At 61.1% G+C, this 10,817-nt stretch carries 10 protein-coding genes and 2 pseudogenes; 8 read left to right on the plus strand and 4 right to left on the minus strand.

Annotation, left to right across the window (positions count from 1 at the left end; genetic code table 11):
• From YU9_RS0137290 to YU9_RS43830, 4 genes and pseudogenes are all read right to left on the minus strand, one after another.
• Nucleotides 1-1,137, minus strand: a 1,137-nt coding sequence (locus tag YU9_RS0137290; protein ID WP_036017248.1) for an integrase core domain-containing protein, incomplete at its 3' end; no start/stop codon positions are given.
• Between the two features lie 208 nt (nt 1,138-1,345).
• Nucleotides 1,346-1,771: a hypothetical protein gene (locus YU9_RS44940; RefSeq protein WP_156952353.1), complete on the minus strand. Its 426-nt coding sequence runs from the start codon at nt 1,769-1,771 to the stop codon at nt 1,346-1,348.
• Between the two features lie 42 nt (nt 1,772-1,813).
• A pseudogene (locus YU9_RS51320) lies at nt 1,814-1,882 on the minus strand (hypothetical protein); the annotation flags it as partial.
• A gap of 113 nt (nt 1,883-1,995) precedes the next feature.
• Nucleotides 1,996-2,823, minus strand: a pseudogene (locus YU9_RS43830) (recombinase family protein); the annotation flags it as partial.
• A gap of 548 nt (nt 2,824-3,371) precedes the next feature.
• On the opposite strand from YU9_RS43830, the gene YU9_RS0137305 reads away from it, so the two are divergent.
• From YU9_RS0137305 to YU9_RS0137345, 8 genes are all read left to right on the plus strand, one after another.
• Nucleotides 3,372-3,596: an AlpA family transcriptional regulator gene (locus tag YU9_RS0137305; protein ID WP_027577273.1), complete on the plus strand. Its 225-nt coding sequence runs from the start codon at nt 3,372-3,374 to the stop codon at nt 3,594-3,596.
• Nucleotides 3,597-3,838: 242 nt separating this feature from the next.
• Nucleotides 3,839-6,247, plus strand: a complete 2,409-nt coding sequence (locus YU9_RS0137315; protein ID WP_027577275.1) for a DUF3987 domain-containing protein — start codon at nt 3,839-3,841, stop codon at nt 6,245-6,247.
• Between the two features lie 551 nt (nt 6,248-6,798).
• Nucleotides 6,799-7,044, plus strand: coding sequence for a hypothetical protein (locus YU9_RS0137320; RefSeq protein WP_027577276.1), 246 nt, complete (start codon nt 6,799-6,801; stop codon nt 7,042-7,044).
• 53 nt (nt 7,045-7,097) lie between these two features.
• Nucleotides 7,098-7,367, plus strand: coding sequence for a hypothetical protein (locus YU9_RS46905; RefSeq protein ID WP_084299209.1), 270 nt, complete (start codon nt 7,098-7,100; stop codon nt 7,365-7,367).
• The gene (locus YU9_RS43840; protein ID WP_245266706.1) at nt 7,364-7,654 is read left to right on the plus strand and encodes a hypothetical protein; all 291 of its coding nucleotides are present in this window, start codon (nt 7,364-7,366) and stop codon (nt 7,652-7,654) included. The genes YU9_RS46905 and YU9_RS43840 overlap by 4 nt, the downstream gene beginning before the upstream one ends.
• 42 nt (nt 7,655-7,696) lie before the next feature.
• Entirely contained in the window at nt 7,697-7,924 is a 228-nt protein-coding gene (locus YU9_RS0137335; RefSeq protein WP_027577278.1) for a hypothetical protein, read from the plus strand.
• Between the two features lie 293 nt (nt 7,925-8,217).
• Nucleotides 8,218-9,075 carry a GNAT family N-acetyltransferase gene (locus YU9_RS0137340; protein ID WP_027577279.1) on the plus strand — a complete coding sequence of 286 codons (858 nt, stop codon included), beginning with the start codon at nt 8,218-8,220 and terminating at the stop codon, nt 9,073-9,075.
• Between the two features lie 118 nt (nt 9,076-9,193).
• A complete protein-coding gene (locus YU9_RS0137345) occupies nt 9,194-10,297 on the plus strand; it encodes an ABC transporter substrate-binding protein (RefSeq protein WP_051380660.1) in 1,104 nt (367 codons plus the stop codon).
• The last annotated feature ends 520 nt before the right edge of the window (nt 10,298-10,817 follow it).

Genomic DNA, 10,817 nt, shown 5'->3' on the forward strand with positions numbered 1-10,817 from the left:
CAAGGTCTTTTGCTCCAGGTCGAAGTAGCCCAGATCGTAGTGCATGAAGCTGACGAGCCAAATGCCGTCGTCGACCTCCTTGATGCCGAGCTTTTGGCCGGCCAGCACGACGGAGATATTGATTTTCTTGCGGTGCAGGCAAAGGCGCCCACAGGATGTGATGACGACGTCTCGATCGTGGAAGGGATAGGTCAGTTCGGGCAGGCCATCGTAGCGGCGTGCTGAAGCTGTGTAGAGGTCTGCGGGACGCTTCATATCGAGAGCTTCGTGAGGGCGTTCCTCATTGAACTCGTGCCGGAAGCTATCAAAGCGATCCTGCTGCTGGAGGCTGTTGAACCCCGGCGGTCTGGTGGCTTCCCTTTTGAGCGTGAGATGCATGCGCTCATGACGGCCGTTCTGCTGCGGATGGCCTGGCTTAATGCGCTCGATCGCAATGCCGAGCCGGAGCCACCACACTGACAGCTTCGAGAGATTGAACAAAGCATTGGGACTGGCAAAGGGGACGCCATTGTCGGAGCGGATGGCAAACGGCAGGCCGCGCTCGCGGAACAGCTGCTCAAAGGCTGTGAGGGCAGCGTCTTCGCGCGTTGAGTCCAGCGCTTCGCAGAGCAGCAGAAAGCGCGAGGCATGGTCGGTAACGGTCAGTGGATAGCAGTATCGGCCATTGCCGAGCTTGAACTCGCCCTTGAAGTCGGCGCACCACAGATCATTGGGGAGCGTGCCCTGCGACAGCGGCGTGCCCTGCGCATGGTGGCGCGGCCCGCCGCTGCGCTTGACCAGACCGTGGCGGTCGAGCACCGCATGAATGGTGCTTTTGGCGGGAACCCTGATGTCGCCATCGAGCCGGCGTACCAGCAGTTCGCGGATCTTGCGGGCGCCCCAGTGCGGCTTCTCGGCCTTGAGCTGGACAATCAGGGTCTCGACCTGTTGCGGGAGCTGATTGGCATAGCGTATGGGCCGCCTGGAGCGGTCGCTCAACGCCCCAAGCCCTTGCTCCTTGTAGCGGTCGAAAATCTTATAGCCGGTCTTGCGGGAGATGCCGAACTCGCGGCAGACCTCGGTCATGGCTTCCCCATCCAGAAGCCGGGCGACAAAGCGCAGGCGCTCTTCCATTACCGAACTCACTTTCCACGGCATCCACACCTCCCGCAGAACAAAAGCGGAAAGTGTAACCCATGTGTCCGGTACGTTCTGTCACCTATGTCTCGGGCCGCTCACCCCCGACATAGCCATGTTCGGAAACAGGGCGGGATTGCCGCAGAGCGCGGCGAGGCGCCCTCTGATGTCGATCCGCACACTCCGGTCATCTTCGGCATCGGCTTTAGTTCCTATGCCGCCCGGTCGGCTAGGGCAGGCATGCACGATGATCGCCGTGACTAACTCGCGGATGGTCGCAAACTCGGTCGGTGCCGTGCTTGAATTGGTCAGCCAACTCCAGGACGGCACGCTTGTAGCGATCGAGCGCCTTCGGGTGCAGGGCGATCACGTCATCGACTTCCTTGGCCGCCTGAAGTCGGCCAGCAAGGATTGTGCGCTCAGCTTCCAACTCGCGCATCCGAGGAGCTAATGGCCCCGGTGGCACCCCTTCCTTCGTGATCGCATCGACGGCGCGCCTGATCTCGCGCTCGATCTCCCCGAGCCGCCGTTCTATCCGGGCACGCTCGGCGTTCGCTTCCTTCTTTAGCCGTTTGCGCTCGGTGTTGTAGGCATCGACATATTCGGCAATCATCTCCGGATGCGCGAGATGTTGGCGCAAACCTTTGATGGCCAAGCTTTCGATGTCATCGAGGTAGATGCGTCGGCCGTTGTCACAGGAGCCGCTTTCCCGATACGCTGAACATTGCAACCGCAAACCTTTGCGGTCACTGCCGATCGAAGACATGCCGCCGCCGCACGATCCCAGCGGATCAATCCGGAGAACACTCGTTTCGGGGCGCGCGCCTTTTGCGCCGATGCCGGCGTAGCATCGCGGCGGCGTTCGATCTTGATGGCCTGGGCTGCCCTAAACGTTGCCTCGTCGACAATGCGCAAGTGCGGCGCCTCGACGATCTTGTATTGCTCTTTCGGATTGGGACGCGACAGCCGCTTGCGCGTCACTGGGTCTTTGATCATGCGCACCCGGTTCCAGACGATGCGCCCTGTGTAGAGATCGTTCAGTAGCATGCCGCCGCGGCGCGAGGCGTTGCCATTGATCGTCGAGGCGTTCCAGAGCTTACCGAGCGGTGCGCGAACCCTACGCCTGTTGAGGTCGTGCGCGATCGCGCGCGGCGTCTCGCCTTGCACATAGCGGCCGAAAATCTCACGCACGATCTCGGCCTCGCTCTCGACGATCTCTAACTCGCCGGGCTTGCCGGGCAAAGCGCGGTAACCGAACGCGCGCCCGCCGGGGTGTCGCCCATCGCGGATGACGCCTTCAAGGCCGCGTCTCGTATGCAGCACAAGGTTCTCGATGTACATCTCGCTCATGAGCGCACGCAACGCGCCGTCGAGCTTGCCGAGTTTGCCGGTTGCAGTGTGGATCGCGACGCCGAGATGATCGAGGTGTTTGCGGGTGGTGTGGTAGTCGGCTTGGTCGCGGAACAGACGATCCACATCTTCGGCGACGATCACATCGAACAGATGAGCCTCGGCGGCGCGCATCAACGCCTGAAAGCCAGGGCGATTGATCGCGCCGGCGCCGGAGATCGCTCGATCCTCGAACGTCGAGATCACCGCCATGCCCTCGCGCGTGCACAGGTCGCGGCAGAGGGCGATCTGATCGTCGATGGAGCGATCCTTCTGGCGGTCAGAAGAATATCGGGCGTAGATGACAGCGCGGATCATGGTTTTTCGCTCGTCGCAGGTTGGGATGCTTGGCGGGCCGCGATCTCGTCCTCATGATCCTCGCGCGCGTGTCGTTTGGCAAGCTCCCGCACATACCGAATGACGGCGTCGTCGGGCTGACCCGATGGTATTATAGGATTCTTGGCCTCGTCAGGCGCAACCGCGGCCGGCGCCGGCAACAGGCGCTCCAGCGTCAACGGATCGTGGTGACGGTGTTTGTGCTTCACTCGGAAGTCCCAAGCCAACACACTTTGCGCGTTGGCCGTGAGAGCGACGCAGCACGCGGCGATGCCCACACTCCTTAGGCGCGGACTTCCGGTCCGCACAAGACCACGCAAATGTCCGGTGAAGTCGTGCCACGTCCTGCAAGGACGTTTAGTGACGCATCGATGTCGCAAGACTGGGTTGAGTTATTAACACTCACGATCTGGGTTATTAACACTCGCGTGCGGCCGTCTTGTTCACAGAGGGCAAAGCAGGTGTATTTAGTTAGCTCCTTCAAGCGCGCGGTCCATTGCAGGCGCGCCTTGACCAGAACAGGAGCTGACATGCGCAATCCGAAACTGTTGCCCTTCTCTGATCTCCGCGACCACGGTGTTCTGTTTGGTCGCCGGCAGATCGACCGTCTCGAAGCCGACGGCAAATTCCCGAAGCGCGTTCCGATCGGCGCCAACCGCGTGGGTTGGGTTGCCAGTGAAGTTGAAGATTGGGTCGATGCGGCCATTGCACGCCGCTCGCAAGCGAACGCGGCCATGGCCGAGTGCGTCGCCTAGGAGCAAAAAAGGCGGCCCGCCAGCCGCCTTCTCATTACCCAAGCATTCAAGGAACTTCGAATGAGCCGTAGCAATACACGCGCGCTGGCGTGTCCGCAACAGGACCCTGCGCAAATTGTCGCTGACCTTCAACAGCCCACCCTCGACGAACTGCGTGCACGCAAATTGGTGCAGCGCTTCTCGCTCGCGCCCGAACTTGCGCGCGCCGTTGCCGATCTCGCTTTCGCTGCGGGGGCGCGCGCATGACCAGCCATGCCGAAGGTGCGGACCGCGCCGAGGTCAAGGTCCACGTCACCTTCTTCAAGAACCACGCAGCCTCGACCTTAACCACCGACAATCTGACCTTGATGGAATTGCGTGAGCGTGTGCTCAACGCCTCGAACCGCGAGAAAGGCAAGCTGCCCTGGCTGAAGCTGGCGATCTTCGGCAACAAGCGCTCGGACGCGAACAGCCTGCGCCATGATAGCAACGTGCTGCACATCACCGGCATCGAGCTGGATTACGACGGCGAGAAAATCGCCTTTGATGAGGTGGTCAAGGTCGTTGAGGAGATGGGCATCTCCGCGCTGATCTACACCTCCCCCTCCCATACATCTGCGGCGCCCCGCTGGCGCATTCTGGCTTTGACCTCGCAGCCGTTGTTGCCAGAGGTGCACGCCAAGCTGGTGGCCCGGCTCAATGGCTTCCTGAAAGCCAAGCTCGGCGCGGAGACGGTCGCCGCCAGCGAGAGCTTCACGCTCAGCCAAGCGTATTATTACGGCTGGGTGATGAACAAGCCGGGTCTCGACCATCGTGCCGAGGTGATCACTGGCGACTGCATTGATCTGCGCGATGACCTTGCTCAATTCGAGATCATTGGCGCGAAGGCGGCTGACGAGACATCTGCCGGAGAGAGTGATCCGTTCGCTGATTACTCTGACCGTTACGGCCACAAGCGCGGCAAAAGCGACGAAGAGTTGCTTGCGCTGCTGAAGCAGAGCCGCGCCACGCCCGGCAAGGGCTGGCGTGAGCCCATGTTGCGGTTCATCGGCAGCACCGTCGGCAAAGGCTGGTCCGATCTCCAGATCAAGTTGGCCTGTGCGCAATACAGTGACGGCGGCATCGATGATCCCGACATTCAGGAGCTGATCGACTATACGCGCAAGAAGTTTGGCAAGCCCCAGCCCGATAACGCCGAGAGTGACGGCGCTGACAGTGCCGGTCCGAAGGTTGCCGTTGACCCCGTTGATCGCTGGGGCAAGTTCGACCCGCCGTCGTTGCCGCGCGGGTTGCTCCCGGATGTCTTCGAACGCTTTGCGCACGACCAGGGGATGGATATGGGTGCCGACATGTCGGCCATCGCCGTGTCGGCGCTGGCCGTCTGCGCGGGGGCCATCCCCGACAGCGTTCGCCTTCAGGTCAAGCGTCACAGCATCGGCTGGTTTGAATCCGCTCGGCTGTGGGTAGCGCTCGTCGGGTCACCCAGTTCGAAGAAGAGCCCGATCATGACCGCCGCAGCCCGCCCGCTGCGCAAGATCGACGCCGATCAGGCGCGCGACTATGCCGATCAGCGCGCCGTCTATGACAAGCTGCCGAAGGAGGAGAAGCTCAAGGCCAATCCGCCGAAGCAAGTGCGCAGCATTCTTCAAGATACCACGATTGAAGCTGCGCAGGACGTCGCCAAGGACAGCCCTGACGGCCTGCTTTGCTATCAGGACGAGTTGTCTGGCTTTTTCGGTTCCATGGACAAATATTCCGCCGGTCGCGGCTCGGCCAAGGATCGTTCTTTCTGGCTGGAAGCGTTTAACGGTACCACCTATTCGGTGCAGCGGGTTGGACGTGGCCTGGTCTACATCGAGAACCTGTCGATCTCGCTCATTGGCGGCATTCAGCCGGAGCCCATCCGGCAGATCGCAGACGAAGCCGTGGACGACGGATTGTTGCAGCGTCTGTTGCCGATCATGGTGTCGCCCGCCAAAGCTGGCCGGGATGAAGCCGCTTCACCGGTCGTGGCGGAGTATGAGGCTCTGATCCGCTATCTGCACTGTCTAGGCAAGACCACACTTCGCTTTGATGACGGAGCGCAGGCTTATCGACAGGAGCTGGAACTCAAGCACCTGAAGCTGCAGTCTCTTGAGTTCGTCCACCGCAAACTTGGCGCGCACATTGGCAAGTACGACGGCATCTTTGCTCGGCTGTGCGTCATCTGGCACTGCGCCGAGAATATGGAGGGTTTCGGCGACATTTCCGCCGTGATCAGCGAGAAAACGGCCCGGCAGGTTGGCGCCTTCCTGCACGGTTTTCTGCTGCCGCACGCCATGGTGTTCTATACGACAGTGCTCGGGCTTTCGAACGACCACGATTGTGTCACGGCAGTCGCGGGCTACATCCTGTCTCATAGCCTGACGAAGATCACCAACCGTGACCTCAAGCGGGGCGACCGGATCATGCGCCGGCTGACGCCCGAGGAGGGGGTTGCAGTCTTCGAGCAGTTGGAGGCGTTTGGTTGGTTGGAGCGCGCCCCCTCGCGCTTGCGCGGCGCTCCCCCGCACTGGCTCGTCAATCCGGCGGTGCACGAAAAGTTTGCCGAGAGGGCGAAGACCGAAGCCGCTCGCCGTGCGGAGGTTCGCCAGACCATCGCCGAAGCTGTCGGCAAGGTGGTTGAGCCGTGAGCGGACGGGAGGCGCGCCCGGCCGGGCAATCGAGTGTACGTATTGTGCCGCGCCCGCACGCGCGCACAAGGGACAATGGCGACAACTGTTCAGGCGGAAAACGCCGACTGAGCGTAAGGCGGTCGAGTTGTCGCCAATGTCCCTTGCGTGCGGGAGACATAAATACAAATTCGATCCTTCTTCTCTTCTCCTCGTCCACTCTCTCTTTGCGCCGCGCGCGCAAGGGACAATGGTGACAGCCTGTCGTGTCGAAATTCAACGGAGCCTGCGTGCCGAGGCTGGAGCGATGGCTTTCCCGAGATCAGCGTAGAGGCAGTCTGCAACATGACACAGGTCACTGACCTGGGGCCGGGGGGGCATGTCGAAATCTATCCGCCGGGGGTTCTGGACCGCACCGGCCGGTCCGTATGCAATGGGATCAACTTCCTAGGAGGGGGTTGCCCATTGAAAGCAAAAATCAACTTCGACATGTGTCGAGGTCAGTCTCGGTGGCGGCAGTCGCGTGCGCGGCCAGCCCCATTTTGACCGGCATTTAGCCCAGGAGGTCCATCGTGAAAAAGAAGGCCAAGGCGCAGCTTGCACCGACGACCGCCGCCCAGCGCATGCGGGAATACCGCGCGCGCCAGGCGATCGGCGCTACGCGAATTGCCCTTGATCTCGACGGGGACGACAAAGATTGGCTTCGCAGCCAGGGCGTGCTGCGGGAGTGGGACGAGGAGGATGAACGAGTACTCGCGCAAGCCTTGAAGCTGGTGCTGCAGAAACTGCGTCGTAAGTTACGGCGTAACGAAGCTTGAGATCGCGATCTGCTATTTTGAGGAGATCAACTTTCAACTCGGTAGAGGGGCACGTGGTCGTCAGGTTGTCAGCGAGCGATTTGGAATATGGGCGGCGGATCGCCGCGATAAAGGCAGGGTGCCGGGTGGTTCGGCTTTCGCCCGAAATCGACGATCTGATTCCCATTGCTCGGCTGGAAAAGCGCATCCGCGAACTGCTGTGGCATCGCGACGAGCCCGATACCGTTTTGACTGCGCGCATACTGGTTCGAGAACAGTCGCGGTTGCGGCTTGCCTACGAAAGGCGGCATGGCCGGCCGGCGGACACGAGGCGCCTGCCATGAACGGTCCGACTCCCGAAGAACGTCGCGCAGTGGAAGCCAGAGTGTCGCCCCAGCGGCGAGCCGAGATCGAAGGCTTCGTCAAATCCCTCGCACCGGTGATCGGCGATTTCGTGCTGGCCGCAATCACGCCGCTGAAAGACCGGATCAAGGCACTCGAGTCGCGCCCGACACTGCGTTACCTGGGCGTTTGGGATGCATCGCGGACGTATCCGCCGGGTTCCTTCGTCACCCATGCGGGTTCAGTTTGGCATACCGACGCGGAAAACACCGGCGTTCGGGCCGGGTGAAGGCGGAAATTTTTGGCGACTGGCTGTGAAGCGGGGCACGAAATGACTTTAGATGAAGCCAACGCTGAGTTGTGCCGCCATCGCGATCTTGCGCTCACGGCCTATGCGCACCGTCTACTTGCACAAGGTGCCGACATTCACGGCGAACAGTTTCGTGCGGACCTGGCGAAATACGCCGGCGAGTTGGAGGCGTGGCGCAGCAAAGCTGTGGATCGCTTGCGGCAATTTGTCGAGGCGATGACGGAGCGACCGTCCGCGACGCTGCACTGACGGGCCGATCATGGCTCTAAGCGCATCAAGGAGTTCGTAGCGCCGTTAGTCTGCCGTTGTGGGAAAAGCGGAAGTCGCGATTGCATCGTTCGACTTCCGAGTCTGACCCGACCCGGACATCGGCGAGTAGACCACAATTCGGAGGAACTCCTTCTTGGGTACTCTGAAGAAGACCGAGACGCATAGCAGCGAAGCTCTGGATATTTTGCGCTGAGAGCAATAAGCTGCAGTTTGAAATCCCCGGAACTGTTGGCTCGGATAAGGCGTCAGAGCAATTCGCAGGGGAGGGACGAATGAGCATCGTGCTGCGACCCGGCGCGCCGTCGGATTCCACCGTTTGCGGAAAAATCTGCTTCGAGGCGTTCAGGGCAATTGACGACGAGCACAACTTCCCGTGGGATTTTCCGTCGGTGGAGGTGGCCACGCAGGTCCTGATGATGCTGCTGTCCAACCCGGGGTTCTACTCGCTTGTCGCCGAAAAGGACGGAAAGGTTGTCGGCAGCAACTTTCTCGATGAACGCGGCCCGATTGCCGGACTCGGGCCGATCACAGTTGATCCGACCTCACAGAACGCGACGATCGGGCGGCGATTGATGCAGGCTGCGCTCGACCGCGCGAGCGATCGGCGTGCGGCCGGGGTGAGGCTGCTGCAATCTGCATTTCACAATCGTTCTTTGTGTTTGTACGCCAAGCTCGGCTTTGACGCACGCGAGCCGATGTCGAAAATGAACGGGGCGCCGCTCGGCGTCAGATTGCCGGGGTACGACGTGCGTCCGGCCCGCGCTACCGATCGCGCGGTCTGCGACTTATTATGCCACCAGGTTCACGGTCATGATCGTGGCGGCGAACTCGATGACGCGATTAAAGCGGGGACCGCGCGGGTCATCGAGCATCTCGGCCAGATTACCGCCTACGCGACAGATGTCGGGTTCTTCGCCCATGCCGTCGCCGAGAGCAACGAAGGTCTGAAGGCCCTGATCGGATCTGCTCCGGGCTTTCCCGGCGGCGGCTTTTTGGTGCCGACCCGCAATAGCGAACTATTCCGCTGGTGTCTGCAAAATGGCCTCCGACTGGTGCACCAGATGACCCTAATGACGACCGGCCTCTACAACGAGCCTAAGGGCTTTTATCTGCCCTCGGTGCTCTATTGAGCAAGGAGCCTCGGCGCCGCGCATCAGGCCGAGCTTCCGTCCATGGCCCTAGCCGAACAGCACGTTAGCGGCGAGATAGTCAGCTCCTGAACGTGGACCGGAAATTGCTCACCCGCTCTTGATCAACGCTTTTGACCCGGACCAGACATCACCAACCTTTCACCACCATCATTTCAGCCGCTATGATGGCAAGTCGCGCGCTGCCGAAATCGGAAATGACATGATCGGAGCGATCATGATCGGGTGCCGGTGTTTTATGAGTTTGATGGGAGCGGCCATCGTCGTCGCGCCGCTCTCGACACGCGCGCAGCAGCCGGCCACACCGGTCATTGGATTCCTCAACAACTTGTCGCCGGGTGCGATCGCCCGCCCCGTAGCCGCGTTCCGCGAGGGCCTGAAGGAAGCCGGCTTTATCGAAGGCCACAACCTCGTGATCGAATATCGCTGGGCCGAGAATCACAATGATCGCTTGCCCGCGCTGGCTGCCGATCTGGTCCGGCGCCAAGTTGCGGTGATTGTTGCGACCGGCGGTGGCGCCTCGGCGCTAGCCGCAAAGGCTGCGACCACCACAATTCCGATCGTGTTTTCCTCAGCCACTGATCCTGTCGAGCTGGGCCTCGTTGTCAGCCTAAACCGACCCGGCGGAAACGCCACCGGCGTTCATGTGATGACCAACTCTTTGGAAGCCAAGCGGCTGGACCTGCTGCACGAACTGGTGCCAAACGCCGCGACCATCGCCATGCTGGTCAATCCGGGCACCCCCGGCGCCGACAGCCAGTTGACGGAAGCGAAGACGGCTGCGCAAACCCTCGCGCGGAAGATTCACGTTCTAAGGGCACACAACGAGCCGGAACTTGACAGGGCCTTCGCGATCCTGGCCGAGCACCATGCCGACGCCCTCCTTGTCGCGGCCGATCCGTTCTTCAACGCTCACCGCCAGCAGATCGTCACACTGGCAGCGCGCTACGCCGTTCCGGCAATCTACGAGTTCCGAGAGTTTGCCGTGGCCGGCGGCCTGATCAGCTACGGGATCAGCCTGGCCGACGCGTACCGGCAGGTTGGACTTTATACCGGCAGAATTCTTCAGGGCGCCAAGGCCGCCGACTTGCCGGTTATGCAGCCGACCAAATTCGAGTTGGTCATCAATCTCAAGGCCGCGAAGGCGCTGGGCATCACTGTCCCGCCGATGCTGCTCGCCCGCGCCGACGAGGTGATCGATTAGGGGAGTTGTTGCTGCGGTGCACGAGTCAGGTTGTCTGCCCATCAGCGAAGTGAGGCCTCTTCGGTTTGAGGTTCGGTCGGTGAGCCATAGCGGACTAGATTTGCTCACCCCGAGTTCTTCGCGTTTTGAACCCTTTTGCGACATCCGCAGCTCTATGGAATTAGGATACGATATTGTCGTTCACCTGTTAGAAGCTTAAGCTGCTGACTGCTGAGCGAGGCAGCGGCCCATGAGACGGCGCGACTTTATCATGGTGCTGGGTGGCGCGGCAGCAGTGTGGCCGCTTATGGCGCGCGCGCAGAAGCCCAAAAGAATTCCGCGGCTATGCTTCCTTACATTCGNTCCCGGCACCTTGCAGTCGCGGTCGCCACGGTTCGATCCGTTCTTTGACGGCCTGCGCGATCTCGGAAAGGTCGATGGGCAGACCATCGCGATCGACTATCTTTCGGCGGACAGACAGGGCGAACGGTTTCCCGCGCTTGCTACCCAATGTGTCGGCCAGAACGCAGACGTCATAGCC

The organism is Bradyrhizobium sp. WSM1743, from assembly GCF_000473065.1.
GTDB lineage: Bacteria > Pseudomonadota > Alphaproteobacteria > Rhizobiales > Xanthobacteraceae > Bradyrhizobium.

Bases quoted from the DNA above. Each gene is read 5' to 3' on its own strand.
- YU9_RS0137340 (WP_027577279.1), top strand. From the start codon at position 8,218: ATGAGCATCGTGCTGCGACCCGGCGCGCCGTCGGATTCCACCGTTTGC.
- YU9_RS43840 (WP_245266706.1), top strand. From the start codon at position 7,364: ATGAACGGTCCGACTCCCGAAGAACGTCGCGCAGTGGAAGCCAGAGTG.
- YU9_RS0137335 (WP_027577278.1), top strand. From the start codon at position 7,697: ATGACTTTAGATGAAGCCAACGCTGAGTTGTGCCGCCATCGCGATCTT.
- YU9_RS0137315 (WP_027577275.1), top strand. From the start codon at position 3,839: ATGACCAGCCATGCCGAAGGTGCGGACCGCGCCGAGGTCAAGGTCCAC.
- YU9_RS0137305 (WP_027577273.1), top strand. From the start codon at position 3,372: ATGCGCAATCCGAAACTGTTGCCCTTCTCTGATCTCCGCGACCACGGT.